Below are 18,435 nucleotides of genomic sequence, written 5' to 3' on the forward strand. Positions count from 1 at the left end.
ATGGGTGTTGGGTCAGAGCCCGAAACTGGCGACCAGCCCGGACAGCCCCGTCTGCCGGTGCCGTTGCAGCCGGGCGGCCACCAGCACGGCGCGGGCTTCGGTAATGGCCTGGTCCAGTTCGGAATTGATGATAACGTGATCGAACTCGTTCCAGTGCGAGATCTCGTCGCGCGCGGCCTGCATGCGGCGCGCGATCTCGTCGGCCTCGTCCGAGGCACGGCCATGCAGGCGGCGCTCCAGTTCCGCGATGGAGGGCGGCAGCACGAATATGCTGACCACATCATCAGGCAGCGCCGCGCGGATCTGGCGGTGGCCCTGCCAGTCTATGTCGAACACCATGTCACGACCCTGCGCCAGCGCTTCCTCCACCGGGGCGCGCGGCGTACCGTAGCCCCGGCCGAACACGGTGGCCCATTCCAGCATCTCGCCCGTTTCCGCCATGCGCATGAACGCCTCCATGCTGCGGAAATGGTAATGGATGCCGTCACTCTCCCCCGGGCGGGGCTGGCGCGTGGTGACCGACACGGAATGAAGCAGTTGCGGCTCGGACGCCCGCAGCGCATTGGCAATGGTGGACTTGCCCGCGCCGGACGGGGCTGAAATAACCAGACATACCCCCCTGCGCTGGACCGGGACCCCGGAAGTGGCGCGGAAGGGAGGGGCTGGCTGGCTCATACGGCTCTCCATGGTTGTCGGCCCGCCTGCTTGCGGGCCGGGCGCGGAAACGAAGTAGCGCAGTTCTAACAGGGTGTATGTATTCTGCGAACATGAAACAGGATTCGATACTGATCACAGGCGCCTCGTCCGGTATCGGGCGTGGCCTTGCCCTCGCCCTCGCCCGGCCGGGGCGCACGCTGCACCTGGGGGGGCGTAACGCGCATAACCTGAAGGAAGTGGCCACACGCTGCATCGCACGTGGGGCGGATGCCCGCATACGGGTGCAGGATGTGCGCGATCAGGCGGGCATGGAGGCATGGATCATGGCCACCGGCACGCTGGACCTTGTCTTCGCCTGCGCGGGAATCACGGCCTCCACCACAGGCGGCGAGGACGCACCCCATGAACCCGACGCCCAGATCCGGCGCATGTTCGCGACCAATGTGGATGGCGTCATCAATACCGTGCTGCCCGCGCTACGGGTCATGCGCGGCCAGCCGCGCGGCAGCGACGGCGTGCGCGGGCGCATATGCGCCATGTCCTCGGTGGCGGGGCTGGTCTCGTTTCCGGGCACGCCATCGTACTGCGCGTCAAAGGCGGCGGTGGACCGCTTCATGGTGGCGACGGGCGGGAACATGGCGCGGGCTGGCATCATGATGTCCAGTGTGTGCTGCGGGTTCGTAAACACCCCCATGACCGCACGCAACACCTTCCACATGCCCGGCCTGACCCAGACGGGCGATGCGGTGCGGGCCATCCTGTCGGGGGTGGCGCGCGGCAGGCGGCGCATTTCCTTCCCGTGGTGGCTGGCGGCGGGATCGCGCTTCATGGACCTGCTGCCGATCGGGATCGCGCAGTCCTGTTACTTCCGCCAGCCGGCGGGACAGGCGGGCAGCATGCCCGAAACGGGGCTGGAGCAGCCGGGCACGCCCGCGGCGTGAGGGATGACCCCGTGATGGCAGGAACCGGGACCAGCCCTTGAACCCGTGCCGCATCTTCATCCTGCGCCCCGTAGCGACCACCCTGCTGGCGGCGGCCATCATGCTGTCCGGCCTTTTTGCCTACCGGGTACTGCCAGTGGGCGACCTGCCGGATATCGCCGTGCCGGTCATCTACATCATGGCCAGCCAGCCCGGCGCCTCGCCCCAGCAGATGGCCAGTTCCGTCACCACCCCGCTGGAACGCAGGCTGGGGCAGGTGGCGGGCGTAAGCGAGATCGAGTCCGATTCCAGCCAGGATAACGCCTTCATCCTGCTGACCTTCGATGAAACCACCAATATCGACGCCGCCGCCAATGACGTGGAAGCCGCATTGCGCGCCGCCCGCGCCGACATGCCCGCAACGCTCGAGTCACAGCCGCAGTACTGGAAGGCCAACCCCTCCGACAACCCGGTCATGATCCTGGCGCTGACATCGGACACGCAGCCGGTGTCCGAGCTGTACGACATTGCCAAGACGCGCCTGCAGCCATTGCTTGCGCAGGTGCAGGGCGTGGGCTGGGTCGAGATTGCGGGCAGTTCCGCCCCGGCGGTGCGGGTGGAAATCAACCCGTGGCCGCTGTTCAAATACGGGCTGGGGTTCGAGGACATCCGCTCCGCCCTGGCATCGGCCAACGCCAATACGCCCAAGGGCATCATAGAAAACGACACGACCCGCTACACGCTGGCCACCAACGACCAGGCGCGCACCGCCGCCCAGTACCGTGACCTGGTGATCGGCTACCGTGACAGCCGCCCCGTGCGGCTGCGCGACGTGGCCACCGTGCGCAACGGCGTGGAAAACGAACGCCAGATTGGCTACCTGAACGGGCACACCGCGGTCATGGCCATCATCCGCCCCCGGGCCGGAGCGAACGTGATCCACGTGATCGATTCGATCAAGGGCCGCCTGCCCGCCCTGCGCGCGGCGCTGCCGCGCGGGGTCTCGCTGGTGCCCGCCATGGACCGTTCCATCACCATCCGCGCCTCGCTGGCGGATACGCAGTGGACGCTCCTCGCCTCGGTCGTGCTGGTAGTGGGGGTGGTGCTGGCGTTCCTGCGCAGCCCGCGCGCGACACTCATCCCGGCCATTACGGTGCCCATATCACTGGCGGGCACGCTGGCGTTCATGGCGCTGTTCCACTTCTCGCTCGATATCCTGTCGCTCATGGCGCTGACCATCGCCACCGGCTTCGTGGTGGATGACGCCATCGTGGTGCTGGAAAACATCGCCCGCCACATGGAGGCGGGGCTGGACCGCAGGCAAGCCGCCCTGCGTGGCTCGCGCGAGATCGGGTTTACCGTGCTGTCCATCACCATCTCGCTGGTGGCGGTATTCCTGCCGCTGCTGCTGCTGGCGGGCACGCCGGGCAAGGTGTTCTTCGAGTTTTCGATGACGCTGGCGATCACCGTCACCGTCTCGCTGGTGCTGGCGCTGAGCCTGACACCAATGATGTGCAGCCTGTTCCTGGAGGTCGGCACGGATGCGCCGCCACCGCCCACCGCCCCGCGCTGGCGGCGGTGGGCGCATGGCGTGGGTGAGGCGATGGAGGCGGGATACCGCTACCTGCTGCGCCATTACGAGCGTTCCCTCGCCAGCGCCCTGCGCCATCATGTGCTGACCGCCGTGACCCTGCCGCTCAGCCTTGCCGTCATGATCGGCGTGATCGTGCTCATGCCCAAGGGCATCCTGCCCAAGGAGGACGTGGCCATGGTCATGAACTTCTTCCGCGCCGACCAGACCACCTCCTTCCCCGCCATGAAGGAGAAGATCCGCGCCATAAGCGACGCGATGGGGGTGGATCAGGACACGCAGGAAGTCGTCGCGTTCTCGGGTGATACGAACATCGAGGGGCAGGCCTTCGCCCAGATGATCGACCGCACGCAGCGCAGCGACGGCCCTGACGAGATGATCGAGCGCATCCACAAACGGCTGGCCAACATTCCGGGGCTGGATATTTCCCTGTTCTCGGCAGGTGACATAAGCGGCGGCGGCGGCCGGCAGAAGGAGGGGGCATACCGCTACCTGCTGACCAGCGACAATGCCGATGACATCTATACATGGGCGCCCCGCCTGACCGCCGCGCTGCGCGCCAACCCGATGCTGCGCGACGTGACAACGGATGTCATGAACAACGGCGCGGCCATCCATGCCGACATCATCCGTGACCTTGCGGCGCGTTACCTTGTCACGCCGCAGCTCATCAGCAACACGCTGTACGACGCCTTTGGCCAGCGCACGGCGTCCAACATCTCCACCCCGCTCACCACCTACCATGTGGTGATGGAGGTGGCGGACCAGTACCGTACCACGCCCGACATCCTGGATTCCTTCCGCATCTCGACCGCCGGCGGCAGTGCGGGGGGCGGGACGGTATCGAACACGGTGCGCGCACGCACGGTTACGACGGGGCAGGAAAGCCGCAGCGCGCAGCTCAGCCAGCAGTCGTTCCGCAACCAGGTCGCCAACCGGCTGGCGGGCGGGGCCGGGGCCTCGAACGGGTCGGCCGTCTCCTCCAGCACCGAGACGATGATCCCGCTTTCCGACGTGGCGCGCCTCGTGCCCCGCCCCACGGCCATTACCGTCTCGCACCGCGACGGGTTCGTCTCCGCCGCCATTTCCTTCAACCTCGCCCCCGGCAAGGCCCTGAGCGACGCCTCGGCCGCGATTGCCGACACCATGGTGAGCATGCATGTGCCGCCCTCCATCCATGGCGGGTTTACCGGGCAGGCGGCACAGTTCCAGTCCGCCATCATCAACGAGGTGCTGATCTTCGTTGCCGCCCTTGTCACGATCTACGTGACGCTGGGCATCCTGTATGAAAGCTACATCCACCCGCTGACCATCATGTCCACCCTGCCCTCGGCGGGGGTGGGGGCGGTGCTGGCACTGTGGGCGACGGGGCAGGAGTTTTCCCTCATCACCATGATCGGGATGATCCTGCTGGTCGGGATCGTGAAAAAGAACGCCATCCTGATCGTGGATTTCGCGCTGCATGCGGAACGCGACCGGGGTCTTTCCCCGCGCGACGCCATACATGACGCCTGCATCCAGCGTTTCCGCCCCATTCTCATGACCACGCTGGCGGCGGCACTCGGGGCCGTGCCGCTGATCACCAATGGCGGCTATGGCGTGGAGATGCGCCGCCCGCTGGGCATTACCGTGGTGGGCGGGCTTGTGATGAGCCAGTTGCTGACACTGTACACCACGCCGGTCATCTATCTTTACATGGAACGCATCCGCACATGGACCGCGCGGATGGCCCACCGCCTGCTGGCGCGCGGCCGGGGATAAAAAATCTTTTCCCCAATGAAAAAAAGGGGGTTGCGGGCAGCGGCAGTGTCGGCTAGAAACCGCCTCACAGCGCACCCGTAGCTCAACTGGATAGAGCACCAGACTACGAATCTGGGGGTTAGAGGTTCGAGTCCTTTCGGGTGCGCCACTTTCCTTAAAATAAAATCAGCGGACCATCCCGGTAATGGTATCCTCCCTGCGCATGCGGGCGGGAGTCTGGCCGTTCCCCTTCCAAAAAGAAGGGTGCCTGCCGCCTGCGGGGCTGCTACACCCTTGCCTGATCTTTCTTTGTCCGGATTCAGGAAACAGGAATGAACGGGTCCCGCCCCCCCGAAAACATGCCGCCACAGGCCCCATCCGCACAGCGTGAGGGGATTGCCGGCTGGGTTGACCGCAGGCTTCCGGTCATAAGCGGGTTCCGTAAGGAATATATCGACTTCCCCATGCCGCGTAACCTGAACGGGTTGTGGAATTTCGGGGCGATCCTGTGCGCGGTGCTGGTCATCATGCTGGCCAGCGGCATTTTCCTGGCCATGAACTATACACCCACGACGGCGGGGGCCTTCGCCTCGGTCGAGATGATCGAACGCCAGTTGCCCGGCGGGTGGATGCTGCGCGCGATCCATGTCACGGGGGCGAGCCTGTTCATGGCCGCACTGTACATCCACCTGTTCCGCGGGCTGTACTATGGCTCGTACAAGCAGCCGCGCGAGATCCTGTGGCTGTCGGGGCTGGGGCTTCTGCTCCTGACCATGGTCACCGCCTTTGCGGGCTATGTGCTGCCATGGGGGCAGATGTCCTACTGGGGGGCGGATGTCGCGGGCAAGGCGGTGGGGGCCGTGCCGCTCATCGGGCCGACGCTTGAACATGTCATGGAGGGTAGCGACCAGTTGGGGGATATTTTCATCCACCGCTTTTTCGTGCTGCATTTCCTGCTGGCCTTCACCATCGTGGCCATTGTCGTGCTGCATGTGGCCGCACTGCATGTGCCCGGCCCCAACAACCCCACTGGCCGGCCCGTTCCCGCACGTGAGACCGTGCCCTTCCACCCCTACTACACGACCAAGGACCTGACCGGGATCGTGCTGTTCGCGCTGGTGTTCGTGGCCCTTGCCTTCCTGTGGCCCGGCCTGCTGTCCGAACCGGCAAACTACCGCCCCGCCAACCCCATGCACACCCCGGCCGATATCGAGCCGGAATGGTATTTCCTGCCGTTTTACGGGATGCTGCAATCCGTGCCGTCAAAATTCGGCGGGCTTGTCGCATCGGCGGGTGCAGTGCTGATCCTGTTCGCCGTGCCGTGGCTGGACCGATCCCCCATCCGCTCGGCCCGTTTCCGCCCGGCCTGCCGCATTGGCCTGGCGGGGCTGGTAGTGGCGTTCGTGCTCATGGGGCTGGTGGGCCGCCACCATGCCGCAGGGGGCTGGATGACCGTGGGGCGGCTCGCGACACTTTACTACTTCGGCTACTTCCTCGTGCTGCTGCCGCTATGCGCGCGGCGGGAAATGCGCGGCCCCGCCGCCTGATCCTGCTGCCCGGCACGTCCGGTCCAGCATCCGTGACTTGACGCGCAGGCGTCCCATCCCACACTCTCCACCCGACCGGGGTGCCCGTTGTGATCGGGCTGAGATCATACCCGTTGAACCTGATCTGGGTCATGCCAGCGAAGGGAGGCTGACCTGTCGCGCCTGTTCCCTGCCTGCCGTGTTCCATGGATAATCGGAGAGGGAATTCCCATGCGCGCCATAACCCGCACATCCGCCCTGATGGCCGTTCTGGCCTGCATGGTGCTGCTGATACAGCCCGCGCGTGCGGCGGGGCGGCAGGTTACGGTCGTGCTGGACTGGTTCCTCAATGCCGACCACGCCAGCCTACTGGCCGCGCAGTACAGCGGCGCCTTTGCCCGCCACGGGCTGGATGTAAAGCTGATCGCCCCGGCTGATCCCGGCTCCCCCGCGCGCTTGGTGGCGGCGGGGCAGGCCGACCTTGCGGTTTCCTACCAGACACAACTGGGCATGCTGGCGGACCAGTCCATACCGCTCGTGCGTGTTGGCACGCTGATTGATACCCCGCTCAACGTCCTGATCGCCAGCGGCAGCGTTCATGACCTTTCGGACCTCAAGGGCAGGACCATCGGCATTTCGCTGCCCGGCGTGGATGACGCCGCCCTTGACGCCATGCTCCATTCCGTGGGGCTGGGCATTGCCGATGTGCGGCAGGTCAATGTCAATTTCCAGTTGGAGCAGGCCATCATAAGCCACGCGGTGGATGCGGTGATCGGGGCGGTGCGCACCTATGAACTGATCGACCTGCAACAGAAGGGCGTTCAGGTCAGCGCCTTCTTTCCCGAGGAACACGGCGTGCCGATGTCCGATGAGCTGATCTTCCTGGCCGGGCGCGACCATGCGCATGAGGCATGGATACGTGATTTCATGGATGCGCTGGCGGAGGGGGCCAATACCCTCATCAATCACCCTGACACCATACTGGCGCAGGCGGTACACGATCACCCGGAACTCGACACACCGCTGAACCGGGCGGCATGGCAGGCCACGCTGTCACGCATCTGCAAGCAGCCCGCGCTGCTGAACGTGCCCCGCTATCAGGCTTTTGCCGCGTTCCTGCACGCGCATGGCATGATGGCCCACGAAATCCCGCTCGGGCAGTACGCGATTGACCCGTTCAGCCCGCCCGCATCACCCTGAGTTCCGGGCCGTGGGGTTCAGTCCTGCGGGGTAATGCTGGTCAGCAGGTCGCGCCTGTGCGGCAGGAAGGTAGTGATGCGCAGGCCATGCCACGCCACGATACTGTCACCAAGGAACATGCCCAGCGCGATGACGGTGCAGACCAGCGCATTGCCGAACATAAGCACCAGCCACCATGCGATGGATGAATCGCGCACGCTGCCCAGGAACAGCGCGAAGGCCGAACCGCAGGCGGAAGCGCCCCCTACCCCACCGAACAGGATCGCCGCATCCAGCAGCAGCGTGCGGTAATGCAGCAGCCCCAGCCGCTTCATGAGCATGCTGGCATCCTTGCCGGTCTTGTCCTCCATGCCATCAAGCTTGTCGCGCACCGTCTCGATCCGGTCACTGACCCGCGCCAGCCGCGTGTTGAACATGTTCAGCAATGTGCCGATGCCCGACAGCATGAACACCGGCGTCAGGGCGGTCTGGATCAGATGGGCAACGCCATCAACGGATTCATCGGGAATAAGGCCGGGAAAGGCAGACACGAAAGGCATATCCTTGGCTGGGGGCAGGACCTGCGTTTTTTGGGCTTATCCCCGGCCCCGTCAAGGGGCAGAGTCGCGACATGAAGACAGGGAGAATTTCATGTCACATAATTACGCCACCCCGCTCACGCCCGAAAAACGGCTGGCGCGCGTCCTGTCGCGCATTCCGGGGGACTGGCCGCTTGCCATCGAGCGTCAGCCCGACCCCAGTGGCACGCCGCGCTGGCGCGCGCGCCTGACCCCACCCGGACATGATGCACAGGAATGGACCCCGCCGCACGAAACCATGGTGGAAGCGCTGGAAGCCGCATGGCGTCACGCCCGCGCGCTGCTGAACGGCGGGACGGGCGGACATGATACAGTCAAGAATTAAGTCAATAAAATATAAACACAGGTTTGTGAGGTTTATGTCTGTATTTCTGAAACCTGAAATTTGCTTCCAGCCACTTTTTATTGAACAAAGACAGGGATTCCGGCGCACACGATTGTTTGATGCATGCCCGGAAATGTTCTGAAACCAGACCGAACCAACCCCCAAACGCCGCCATCGTACCGTGATATCGTACGGAATCAGTCAGGAAATGCACACACGCCCCACCCGGGGCATGTTTGAAAGATTGCATGAAACCAAAGGAATTTTGGCCAGAAAATATATTTCCCTGACAGAAGGTTCGCCGCTTTCCAGCCTGTTGCGCAAGGAAGAATCCCTGAGCGATGGTACATCACCCCGCCCCCGTCATGCCCCCGGCCGGGGGCGGGACAGCCCATTGACCGGCCCGGTTTTATACAACAGGAATGCTGGCAGGGAGTTTAATACTATGTCGGCTGGAAAATTGGCGCGTATTGGCGCGGTCGTTGTCATGGCAAGCGGTGGCGCGTCTTTTGCCTGCCCCGATGAGGCTTGGGCTGACGATTACAGTGAACTCCTCGACATCCTGAAGGCAAAAGGCAGCCTGACGCAGGGTGAGTACAACGGCCTGCTGAGCCATCACATGCAGCATGTGCGCGCGGCGGCAACAGCCGCGCGGCCGCAGCAATATGTACCCGTGCAGCGCCACATGGCCGTGCCCGCCTCCACCCACGCCTCCATGCGCAGCGCCATGGGCCAGACCATCCAGCCGCCCGGCACCATCAATATCGGCGGCGGGATGGACCCCAACGACGTGCTGGCCCAGGCCCAGCAGGCGGCAGCCGATGCACAGGCCAGCGCGGCCTCGGCCGAATCCACATGGCTTGCCACCCAGCATGCCATGAACGGGTCCGACTTCGTGCGGGTCAACAAATACGTGCCCGGTGGCGGCCTGACCTTCAAGGCGGGGCCGATCGACATCAACCTGTCCGGCTTCATCAACGGGTTCTATACATTCAACAGCCCCGCCGGCGGCCATTACGTGGCGGGCGGCGTTTCAACCGGCAGCAGCGGTTTCGATTCCTCGGCGCTGCGTAACGGCCTGCTGCCCGCCGGCCTGATCCTGAAGCTCAAGACCACGCAGAACGGCATCGACCTTGCCGCCGTGATGGGCATGTATCCCGGCATCAACAACGCCAAGAACGGCGCGTTCAACGCCAATACCGGCGGCAGCCCGGTGGGGCTGGGAACGGCCGGTATCGATTTTCGTCAGGTTTACGTTACGGCGGGCAACAAGAAATGGGGCACGTTCAAGATCGGTCGTGACCTTGGCATCTTTGGTGGTGACGCCATTCTGGATGACGCGACCCTGCTGAGTGTCGGTTCCACCGGCAGCAACGCAGCACCAGGCAATACCTCGCTCGGCCGTATCGGCGTTGGTTACGTATATGCCGACTGGATACCGCAGATTTCCTACCAGTCCCCCACCGTTGCGGGTTTCCAGGGCACGGTTGGCATTCTCCAGCCGCTAGATGAATTCGACTTCTCCGGCGCTGATGGCAATGGCAACGCCTATTCGGCAAGCTCCACCCAGCACAGCTCGCCCATGATCCAGGGCAAGGTGACATATGACTTCAAGGTTGGCGGGCTGAGCGCGCGCATCTGGGCCAGCTTCCTTGTCCAGCACCAGCAGGATCTGATGATCAGCAGGACAACGTCGGTCACAACCCAACTGCGCGAAGCCAACGGTGGCATTTACAATATGACCACCAACAGTACTGCGGATGTTTCCGTCATTCCGGGTGAAAAACACGGCGTCATGGCGGAAGCGGGCGAAATCGGCACGAAGCTGACCTACGGCCCGGCCCAGTTCGTGGGCTATTACTACCGTGGCAGCGGGTTGGGTACGACCGGGCTGTTCTTTGATGGCGTAGCCAGCAATGGCCGCAAGCGCGCATCGGAAGGCTATTATGTCCAGATGATGTATAACTTCACCAAGCGCTTCAAGCTGGTCGGCAGTTATGGTGTCAGTAACCTGTATCAGGCGCCGGGCGAGGATGATCCCGATCTGGTCCGCCGCAACCAGTCGGAAGTGGGTGCCGCCTATTACAAGATGACGGACTGGCTCAATCTGGTGGCGGAATACGCCCATACCAGTTCCGCAGCTCATGGGCCGTACAAGGAGAGCGACAACAGTGCCTCCGGCGGTATGATCCTGCTGTTCTGATCGCATAACCTGTTGGAAACCGGGGCATACCGGCATAGGCTGTGCCCGGTTTCCTGTTCTTTTTTGTAAAAAAGAACCAAAAAACTTCTGTCGTTTTTTATTTACGGCTTACCCGCCGCATACAGCCCTATCGTCAGGTATTTGCCTGTCGAATAGTTCAGCCCCGTCTGTTGCCCCAGTTCACGGATTTCCAGGCCATCATGCTGCGCACGGGCAGTGAAGGTTTCCAGATCGCGCGTGCCTACCAGCGCCAGACCACATTTCTGGTCCTGTTGCAGGAAATCGGCGGCAGCATCGGGGCCAATCAGCCGTGTCGTCTCCCCCAGCAGAAAGACCAGGCTGGGTTCAGAATTCGATGTCGAGGCCACAACCGTATTGCGGGCGCAGGGCCGGTGCGCATCCACCAGTGCTGCAAGGCGCGGGCTCAGCCATATGGTCTGCAGGCGCGGGATCACGGTGGAAAACAGGCCAACATGGATGATGACGGCAGCAGCAATCGCAGCCATGGCGGCATACAGCGCATCCCGGTGCAGGATAAGGTAGCCCGACAGCACCAGCAGCGGCAGCGCGCCAATGGGAATGAGCAACGCGGCGGGAGACAGCACGCCTTCCATCCGCCACAGCAGCACAGGCCCGGCAAAGGCCAGAACGGACCCCAGCGTAAACCAGATCAGCCCATAGGCCGCCAGCAGCCCACGGGCCCATAGCGCCCGAGGCCATTCCCACTGGCCGGAAAAGGAAACGATCGCCGCAGCCGTCAGGATGGCAATGGCCGGATAGGTCGGCAGCACGTAATGCGGCAGCTTGGTCGCAATGGCCTCGAACACCAGCCAGTGCGGGATGATCCAGCACAGCAGGTAACGTACATGCGGCTCAAACCGACGTGCCCATATGAAAGGCAGGCTCATGGCCGCGAAAATTGATCCCGGCCAGAATGCAATGGCAAAGACCGCCAGATGGTAGCCCGGCGGCAGGCCGTGCGTTTCCTGCCCACTGGCCACCTTGCCCAGAAAATTGTGCCCGACGGCGCGTGAAAAGAAATCCCCATGGCTGATCACGCCAATCGCAATGCACCATGGCAACACGATTGCCAGCATGAGCAGCCAGCCCCATGCCGGGCGCAGGCGATGCCACCAGTCGATCCGCCTTTCCACCAGTGCCAGGGCCAGCGGTGTGCCAAAACCGGGCACAAGCACCACCGGTCCCTTGAGCATCAGCCCACAGCCCAGCGCGGTCCAGTATAAAAGTGCCGCCGCCAGCGGTGTTGCGAGATCACGCTCCCGGTCCAGATAGGCGCGCAGCAGGCCGCACTGCACCAGCAGCACACTCAGCAGCAGGGTGGTATCAATGGTGGCCATCCGCCCTTCCGCCGTCATCAGCACCGATACGGCCAGCAGGGCGGCGGCCAGCAGGCCACAGGTGGGGCCGAACAGGGCCGCACCGATCCAGGCAGTCAGGACAGCGGCAGCCGTGACCGCCAGCAGTGATGGAATACGATAGGGCCAGACGGCGTGGCTGTCCTCCATGCCGGTCAGGCGGACGGCAGCGGCCTCCAGCCAGTATATGCCAGCGGGCTGCAGGTAGCGGGGCTGGTCGAGAAACCGGACATCGACATAGTTGCCGCTGTGCAGCATCTGGGCCGTGGCTTCCATATAGCGCGGTTCATCACGGTCCAGTGGCGGCATGGCCGCGCGCCCCGGCAGAAACAGCACAAACACGGACAGCGCCACCAGAATATAGTGGCGCAGTGTCAGACGTGTCATGGCACGGTCCCTTCAGCGTTCGGTAACGCGTTTCGGTATCCTGGCGCGGCTGTTCAGCCACATTACGCCCAATATATCCCGGATGCCGACCAGCGCCCGGTTGAAGTTGGTGTATTTTGAAGATCCATGCAGCCGGTTGCGGTGGTGAACCGGCATGCAGACCAGCGGCACGCCGCGCCGCCCCATAAGCGAGGGCAGGAAACGGTGCAGCCCCTCGAACTGCGGCAGGCAGAGGAAATCTTCCCGGCGGAATGCCTTGAGCGAGGCCCCGGTATCCGGGCAGCCATCATCCAGCAGGCGGCGCCGCAGGCCATTGGCAAAGCGCGAGGCCAGCCTGCGGGAAATATTGTCCTGCCGTTTGGTCCGCACCCCCACGACCAGCGGTGCGCGACCACTGGCAGAACGGCACAGTCCCAGCATCGGGGCAAAATCGACCGGGTTGTCCTGTCCATCCCCATCAAGGGTGATGACCCATTCCCCACGCGCGGCCGCGATGCCGGTGCGCAGGCCAGCGGATTTACCGCAGGCCCGGTCATGGCTGATAATACGCAGGTCCGGCAGGATGCCGTCCTGCCTTACGGCCTCAAGGGCCGCGACGGTGCCATCAGTGCTGCCATCATCCACAAACAGGACTTCGGCAGCAGGCAGATCGGCAAGGGAAGCCGCTATTTCCTGGCACAGCGGGCGGATATTGTCCCGCTCATCCAGTACAACTGCGATAATGGAAACAACGGGGCGATCATCCGCCCCGTTACCCGTTTCCTGTATTGCGGCCTTGGGCAAGGGCAATCAGGCAGCGCGCTGGGAAAGGGAGGCGGGCAGATCACTGATCGAGCGGTCGATAATCTTGCCATCCGCATCGGCCCCGAGGCTGGCGGCCAGTGTTTCCTGCGTTGCCTGAATGGCGATTTCAATCGCCGCTTCACGCACTTCACGCAGCGCCGAACGCTCGGCCGATGCAATGCGGTCCTTGGCCATCTGCTCGCGGCGGGCGGCAATGTCCTCGGCGTTCTTGCGGGCCTGTTCCGCAATGATGGCGGCTTCACGCAGGGAGTGTTCGACCAGTTCCTTGGCTTCGGCCAGAGCCGCTTCCCGGTCACGCGTGGCGTCCTCGAGCATCTGCTCGGCTTCGCGGCGCAGGCGCGCGGCTTCGTCAAGTTCGGCCCGGATGCGTTCCGCCCGCCCGTCCAGCGCGCTCACCAGGGGTTTCCACAGTGAACGTCCGAACAGGACAAAAAACAGGACAAAGGCAACAGCCGACCAGAAGCGGGGATCATGAAACATGATTATGACCTGTCTGTCTTGGGCAGCGGGTCAGAGACCACGTGCTGCCGCAGCAGAACCGACCTTTGCCGTCACGAAATCGGCCGGGGCGGCAATGCCGGATAACTGATGGATCAGCGTTTCCGCCGTATTTGTGGAAATTTCACGCACCGAGGCTAGGGCCTGGTCGCGCGCCTGTGAGACGCGGGCCTCGGCATCACGGATTTCCGTGGCCAGACGGGTGTTCATTTCCTCGGTCTGCCGGGCGGCGGCGATACGCGCCTCCTCAACAACCTTGTCCACATTGGCCTGTGCCTCGGCCATGGCGTTGTGCCGTGCCGTATGCAGTTCAGCCACTGCTTCATCCGCGCGGGTCTTCGCCTTGTGCGCGATCTCCAGATCCGTCTCGATCGTCTGGCGACGCTGGGACAGGACCTTTTCCACCTTCGGCAGCGCCGAGCGGCTGAGCAGGAGATAGAGCACCAGGAAAATGCCAGCGCCCCATATCACCTGGCCGATGACATAGGGATTGCCGAAATCAAGCTGGGGCATGCCCTCGGCGCGCGCGCCAGGGGCAACCATGGCCATCAGCGGCAGAGCCAACGCGGACGGGACCACAACGGTCCTCGCCCTTCGGATGTTGTCATACATCACGGCGCGCGCCATGTTCGCCTCCAGCGTATCAGACGAAGAGGATCAGGAACGCGATCAGCAGCGCATACAGGGCCACGGCTTCCGTCAGGGCGAAGCCCAGCATGCCAAGACCGAACACGTGCGGGCGCGCGGACGGGTTGCGCGCGATGCTGCTTACCAGCGTGGAGAAGATGTTACCCAGGCCAATGCCAACGCCAGCGAGGGCGATAACGGCGATACCGGCACCAATTTCACGGGCTGCTGCGATATCCATGTCTTTTTTTCCTTGTTTCAGACGTTCTGGATTGAAGCGATGGAAGCGGGGGACGACCCTTTAGTGGGCCACCGCCTCCCTCAGATAGATGCAGGTAAGGATGGCAAACACGTATGCCTGCAACGCACCCACCAGCAATTCGAGTGCCATCAGCGCGATATTGATGACCACGGGACCAACGGCGATGATGTCACCGAAGAAGCCCAGACCGGCCAGCATGATCGTGAAGGCGGCAAACATGTCGAACATCACGTGACCGGCGACCATGTTGGCAAACAGACGGATCGACAGGCTCACGGGACGCGAAAGAAAGGAAAGGATCTCGATCGGGATCAGCAGCGGGGCCAGCGCCTTGGGGGCACCGGCGGGCATGAAGTGGGCGAAGAAGCGCGCACCCTGCACCTTGAGCGACACGATGATCGAGAGGCAGAACACCATCAGCGCCAGCGCCAGCGTTACGGCGATATGGCTGGTGAAGGCGAAGGAGAAAGGCAGAAGGCCAAGATAGTTACCGGCCAGGATGAAGAAGAACAGCGTGAACACGAAGGGGAAGAAGGCCCGCCCCTCGGGGCCGATCGTGTCCACCGCCATGTTGTGGATGAAATCGTAGCAGATTTCGGCCGCGGCCTGGAGCCGGCCCGGCACCACGGCGGCGGGGCGCATACCCACATAAAGGAACGCCAGAACAAGAATGGCGGCGACAATCATCATCATGGGAGACTGGCTGAACCGCAGGGATTCGCCAATTACCCCCATAACGGGGTGGAGCTCGAACTGACCGAGCGCGTCGATGGATGATCCGGCCGCCAACTTCGTTCTTCCCTATATCCGTCCCGAACCGTTATCCGGCCCGTTTGCCTCAGCGTTCATGGCCTCGGGCCTGACAAGACGCCAGACATTCAGCACACCTGCCACACCACCAAGCAGCGAGAACAGGATCAGGAACCACGGGCGGGCATGAAGCCAGTGGTCAAGCCCCCAGCCCATGGCAACCCCGACCACAAGAGCCGACACAAGTTCCGTTCCCGCCCTGAGAACAAGGCCAAGATCGGACATTCCCCCCCCTGCGGGACGTTGGGCGGCGGCACGAGGCTCGATGCGCTCGCGGGCTGCTTTCAGTCGCCGGTCGAAGGATTCGCCGGATGGATCGGTATCCTTATCCACGTCTCGCACCTCCCAAGGGTGCAGGCGGTAGCTAACGATGCTGCAATAACCTGTCAAGCAATGCCCACCAAACAAACGCCTTATTCAGGCATCTTTTTTGCCGGGCCTGCGTTTGCCGCCCCGTTATTCCGCCTGGGAGCTACCGGGAATGACATCATAACCCGCACTGCCGGGGAACGCGCCGGGAGGCGGGGCATCGGCCGGTTCGATATGGATGGCCTGGTTGACATCCGGGCCTATCTCACGCGCGTTGATGGCGGTTCCCCGCTCGCCCGTGACGCCGGTGCCGATGGCATGCAGCGAAGCCCCCGGCTTGAGCCACGCGGCCAGCCGCACGGCATTGGCGTCACCCACGTAAACAACGCTGTGATCCTTCATTATAACACCCACGACCTTGCCCTGTATACCATACAAAGGAGCAAGAACCGTGCCGTCGACCGGGACATCCGGGCCGATGCTGGGTGAATCAAAGGGCACATTCCCCGTGGCGGGGCGCACGTCGGCAATGCGCATCCCCCGCGGGCCGGACACGGCATAGGCACGCACGATGGGCAGGTTCACCCCCTTCAGGCCATGGACACTGACCTGCTCCCCGGCATGGACGATGGCGGGCAGGTTCTCGCCCAGTTCATGCAGGCACATGACCTGCGTGCCGTCCGCCAGCAGCATGCCGGACACCTGGCCCGCGGGCGTGAGGATATATTGCACGAGCTGGCCGGTTGTGACCGGCAGCGGCGCGATATCGAACACCAGCGCGGGCTGCGCGGGTGCTGGAGCAGTGGATTCGGGCCGTGGGGCATGCTTGCCCGCGGCATGGGCATTACCCGCCCCCAGGCAACCCGCAAGAAGCACGCCCGCAAGAAGGCGGCACGAGGAACGTCGATGAATGGCCATGCAGATACCCGTCTCTCATCAGTCTCGCCCGGCATCGGGCCGGGCGTGCTATCTCATTCCATCCCCCGCGCGCAGGCAAGGGATGTGTGTTCGGATCAGTGCCGGAAATGGCGCATACCTGTGAAGACCATGGCGATCCCCGCCTTGTCGGCGGCGGCGATCACCTCATCATCACGGATCGAGCCACCGGGCTGGATCACGGCGGTCGCACCCGCCGCGATGGCGGCTTCCAGCCCGTCGGCAAAGGGGAAGAACGCATCGGACGCCACCACGCTGCCCTGTGTCAGCGGATGGTCAATGCCCGCGGCCTTTGCGGCATCGGCGCTTTTGGTGGCGGCGATGCGTGCGGAATCAACCCGGCTCATCTGCCCCGCACCAATGCCGACCGTACTCTGGTCCTTGGCATAGACAATCGCGTTCGACTTGACGTGCTTGGCCACGCGGAAGGCGAAGATGAGATCCGCCATTTCCGCCGCAGTGGGGGCGCGCTTCGTCACCACCTTCAGCGCATCGGGCATGATCCGCCCGCTATCGCGCGTCTGGGCCAGGAAGCCCCCCGCCACGGAACGCACGATCACCCCGCCAGCCGCCGGGTCGGGCAGCGCGCCGGTCAGCAGCAGGCGCAGGTTCTTCTTGCGCGCAAGGATCTGGCGCGCTTCCTCGGTGGCGTCGGGGGCGACGATCACTTCCGTAAAGATCGTGGCGATACGCGCGGCGGCATCGGCTTCCAGCGTGCGGTTGAGTGCGACGATCCCGCCGAAGGCGGAGACCGGGTCGCAGCGCAGCGCGTTGTCCCATGCTTCCACCTGTGTCGCGGCCGTCGCCACGCCGCACGGGTTGGCATGCTTGACGATCACCACGGCGGGCGCATCGAATTCGGCCACGGCCTCGAACGCCGCATCGGTATCATTGATGTTGTTGTAGGACAGGGCCTTGCCCTGAACCTGCGTGGCCGTGGCGACGCCGGGGCGGTTGCTGCCATCGGTATAGAAAGCCGCCTTCTGGTGCGGGTTCTCGCCATAACGCAGGCTTTCGCGCCGCTCACCCGCCACGATCATGCGCGGCGGCAGCACCTCGCCTTCCTGCCGGGCGAACCATGCGGCAATGGCGGCGTCATACGCGGCGGTACGGGCATAGGCCGCACCGGCCAGCACCGTGCGCTGCGCCAGTGTGGTGCCGCCATTTTCCAGCGCGGTGATGATCTGCGCATACTGCGCCGGATCGGTCACGATGGCCACATGGGCATGGTTCTTGGCCGCGGCACGGATCAGGGCCGGGCCACCGATGTCGATGTTCTCGATGCAGTCTTCCGGCCCCGCGCCGGAAGCCACAGTGGCCTCGAACGGGTAGAGGTTCACCGCAACGAGGTCGATCGGGGCGATCCTGTGTTCTTCCATCTGCTGGACATGGGCGGGCAGGTCACGCCGGCCGAGGATGCCGCCATGGATCTGCGGCACCAGCGTCTTGACGCGCCCGTCAAGGATTTCCGGAAACCCGGTATGGTCCGACACGTCACGCACGGCGATGCCAGCCTCACGCAGGGTGCGGGCGGACCCGCCTGTCGAGAGGATTTCGGCGCCATGGGCGACAAGGGCGCGGGCAAGCTCAAGCAGGCCGCTCTTGTCGGAAACGGAAATCAGGGCACGCCGAACCGGCACGGTCTTCGGGGGGGTCATCAGCGGGTGACCTTTCACGCAAGCTGGA

General features: G+C 63.8%; 17 protein-coding genes, 1 tRNA gene and 1 riboswitch. Of the genes, 7 read left to right on the forward strand and 11 right to left on the reverse strand.

Translation table 11 applies throughout. From position 1 onward, the window contains the following. Window positions 1-12: 12 nt before the first annotated feature. Window positions 13-675, reverse strand: coding sequence for a guanylate kinase (gene gmk, locus DY926_RS03690; protein ID WP_116702135.1), 663 nt, complete (start codon window positions 673-675; stop codon window positions 13-15). Window positions 676-767: 92 nt separating this feature from the next. Between gmk and DY926_RS03695 the strand changes: the two genes are divergently transcribed. From DY926_RS03695 to DY926_RS03715, 5 genes are all read left to right on the forward strand, one after another. Next, window positions 768-1,598, forward strand: coding sequence for an SDR family NAD(P)-dependent oxidoreductase (locus DY926_RS03695; protein ID WP_186336067.1), 831 nt, complete (start codon window positions 768-770; stop codon window positions 1,596-1,598). A 37-nt stretch (window positions 1,599-1,635) separates the two neighbouring features. Next, entirely contained in the window at window positions 1,636-4,929 is a 3,294-nt protein-coding gene (locus tag DY926_RS03700; RefSeq protein WP_116702137.1) for an efflux RND transporter permease subunit, read from the forward strand. A gap of 71 nt (window positions 4,930-5,000) precedes the next feature. Beyond that, window positions 5,001-5,077, forward strand: a tRNA-Arg gene (locus DY926_RS03705). Window positions 5,078-5,240: 163 nt separating this feature from the next. Next, the gene (locus DY926_RS03710) at window positions 5,241-6,455 is read left to right on the forward strand and encodes a cytochrome b (protein ID WP_116702138.1); all 1,215 of its coding nucleotides are present in this window, start codon (window positions 5,241-5,243) and stop codon (window positions 6,453-6,455) included. Between the two features lie 66 nt (window positions 6,456-6,521). Next, window positions 6,522-6,618: riboswitch (TPP riboswitch) on the forward strand. A gap of 47 nt (window positions 6,619-6,665) precedes the next feature. After that, window positions 6,666-7,634 (forward strand): ABC transporter substrate-binding protein, encoded by a 969-nt coding sequence (locus tag DY926_RS03715; protein ID WP_186336068.1) that lies wholly within the window; start codon window positions 6,666-6,668, stop codon window positions 7,632-7,634. Between the two features lie 17 nt (window positions 7,635-7,651). Here the strand turns inward: DY926_RS03715 and DY926_RS03720 are convergent, their stop codons facing one another. Beyond that, the gene (locus DY926_RS03720; protein WP_116702139.1) at window positions 7,652-8,173 is read right to left on the reverse strand and encodes a DUF2721 domain-containing protein; all 522 of its coding nucleotides are present in this window, start codon (window positions 8,171-8,173) and stop codon (window positions 7,652-7,654) included. A gap of 91 nt (window positions 8,174-8,264) precedes the next feature. Here DY926_RS03720 and DY926_RS03725 point away from each other — a divergent pair, with 91 nt between their 5' ends. After that, on the forward strand, window positions 8,265-8,537 hold the full coding sequence (locus DY926_RS03725; RefSeq protein ID WP_116702140.1) for a hypothetical protein: 273 nt from the start codon (window positions 8,265-8,267) through the stop codon (window positions 8,535-8,537). Window positions 8,538-8,982: 445 nt separating this feature from the next. After that, window positions 8,983-10,740, forward strand: a complete 1,758-nt coding sequence (locus DY926_RS03730; RefSeq protein ID WP_186336069.1) for a porin family protein — start codon at window positions 8,983-8,985, stop codon at window positions 10,738-10,740. Window positions 10,741-10,841: 101 nt separating this feature from the next. Here the strand turns inward: DY926_RS03730 and DY926_RS03735 are convergent, their stop codons facing one another. The 9 genes from DY926_RS03735 to purH all read right to left on the reverse strand — a co-directional run bounded on the left by DY926_RS03735 (window position 10,842) and on the right by purH (window position 18,407). Beyond that, the gene (locus tag DY926_RS03735) at window positions 10,842-12,503 is read right to left on the reverse strand and encodes an ArnT family glycosyltransferase (protein WP_116702141.1); all 1,662 of its coding nucleotides are present in this window, start codon (window positions 12,501-12,503) and stop codon (window positions 10,842-10,844) included. Between the two features lie 12 nt (window positions 12,504-12,515). Next, the gene (locus tag DY926_RS03740; protein WP_241503041.1) at window positions 12,516-13,286 is read right to left on the reverse strand and encodes a glycosyltransferase family 2 protein; all 771 of its coding nucleotides are present in this window, start codon (window positions 13,284-13,286) and stop codon (window positions 12,516-12,518) included. 6 nt (window positions 13,287-13,292) lie between these two features. After that, window positions 13,293-13,787: a F0F1 ATP synthase subunit B family protein gene (locus DY926_RS03745; RefSeq protein WP_116702142.1), complete on the reverse strand. Its 495-nt coding sequence runs from the start codon at window positions 13,785-13,787 to the stop codon at window positions 13,293-13,295. Window positions 13,788-13,817: 30 nt separating this feature from the next. After that, window positions 13,818-14,432 (reverse strand): F0F1 ATP synthase subunit B family protein, encoded by a 615-nt coding sequence (locus DY926_RS03750; RefSeq protein ID WP_116702143.1) that lies wholly within the window; start codon window positions 14,430-14,432, stop codon window positions 13,818-13,820. Window positions 14,433-14,448: 16 nt separating this feature from the next. Next, on the reverse strand, window positions 14,449-14,673 hold the full coding sequence (locus DY926_RS03755; RefSeq protein WP_003616715.1) for an ATP synthase subunit C family protein: 225 nt from the start codon (window positions 14,671-14,673) through the stop codon (window positions 14,449-14,451). A gap of 60 nt (window positions 14,674-14,733) precedes the next feature. Beyond that, a complete protein-coding gene (locus DY926_RS03760) occupies window positions 14,734-15,483 on the reverse strand; it encodes a F0F1 ATP synthase subunit A (protein ID WP_116702144.1) in 750 nt (249 codons plus the stop codon). 12 nt (window positions 15,484-15,495) lie between these two features. Beyond that, window positions 15,496-15,837, reverse strand: a complete 342-nt coding sequence (locus DY926_RS03765; RefSeq protein WP_116702145.1) for an AtpZ/AtpI family protein — start codon at window positions 15,835-15,837, stop codon at window positions 15,496-15,498. Window positions 15,838-15,960: 123 nt separating this feature from the next. After that, window positions 15,961-16,731, reverse strand: a complete 771-nt coding sequence (locus DY926_RS03770; protein WP_116702146.1) for a hypothetical protein — start codon at window positions 16,729-16,731, stop codon at window positions 15,961-15,963. A gap of 95 nt (window positions 16,732-16,826) precedes the next feature. Next, complete coding sequence (gene purH, locus DY926_RS03775) at window positions 16,827-18,407, reverse strand: bifunctional phosphoribosylaminoimidazolecarboxamide formyltransferase/IMP cyclohydrolase (RefSeq protein ID WP_116702147.1); 1,581 nt, start codon at window positions 18,405-18,407, stop codon at window positions 16,827-16,829. Between the last annotated feature and the right edge of the window lie 28 nt (window positions 18,408-18,435).

Origin of the sequence: Komagataeibacter melaceti, from assembly GCF_003403295.1 — a bacterium.
GTDB classification, from domain to species: domain Bacteria; phylum Pseudomonadota; class Alphaproteobacteria; order Acetobacterales; family Acetobacteraceae; genus Komagataeibacter; species Komagataeibacter melaceti.

Bases quoted from the DNA above. Each gene is read 5' to 3' on its own strand.
- DY926_RS03710 (WP_116702138.1), top strand. From the start codon at position 5,241: ATGAACGGGTCCCGCCCCCCCGAAAACATGCCGCCACAGGCCCCATCC.
- DY926_RS03725 (WP_116702140.1), top strand. From the start codon at position 8,265: ATGTCACATAATTACGCCACCCCGCTCACGCCCGAAAAACGGCTGGCG.
- DY926_RS03745 (WP_116702142.1), bottom strand. From the start codon at position 13,787: ATGTTTCATGATCCCCGCTTCTGGTCGGCTGTTGCCTTTGTCCTGTTT.
- DY926_RS03695 (WP_186336067.1), top strand. From the start codon at position 768: ATGAAACAGGATTCGATACTGATCACAGGCGCCTCGTCCGGTATCGGG.
- DY926_RS03720 (WP_116702139.1), bottom strand. From the start codon at position 8,173: ATGCCTTTCGTGTCTGCCTTTCCCGGCCTTATTCCCGATGAATCCGTT.
- DY926_RS03735 (WP_116702141.1), bottom strand. From the start codon at position 12,503: ATGACACGTCTGACACTGCGCCACTATATTCTGGTGGCGCTGTCCGTG.
- gmk (WP_116702135.1), bottom strand. From the start codon at position 675: ATGAGCCAGCCAGCCCCTCCCTTCCGCGCCACTTCCGGGGTCCCGGTC.
- DY926_RS03715 (WP_186336068.1), top strand. From the start codon at position 6,666: ATGCGCGCCATAACCCGCACATCCGCCCTGATGGCCGTTCTGGCCTGC.
- DY926_RS03770 (WP_116702146.1), bottom strand. From the start codon at position 16,731: ATGGCCATTCATCGACGTTCCTCGTGCCGCCTTCTTGCGGGCGTGCTT.
- DY926_RS03750 (WP_116702143.1), bottom strand. From the start codon at position 14,432: ATGGCGCGCGCCGTGATGTATGACAACATCCGAAGGGCGAGGACCGTT.
- DY926_RS03730 (WP_186336069.1), top strand. From the start codon at position 8,983: ATGTCGGCTGGAAAATTGGCGCGTATTGGCGCGGTCGTTGTCATGGCA.
- DY926_RS03755 (WP_003616715.1), bottom strand. From the start codon at position 14,673: ATGGATATCGCAGCAGCCCGTGAAATTGGTGCCGGTATCGCCGTTATC.
- purH (WP_116702147.1), bottom strand. From the start codon at position 18,407: ATGACCCCCCCGAAGACCGTGCCGGTTCGGCGTGCCCTGATTTCCGTT.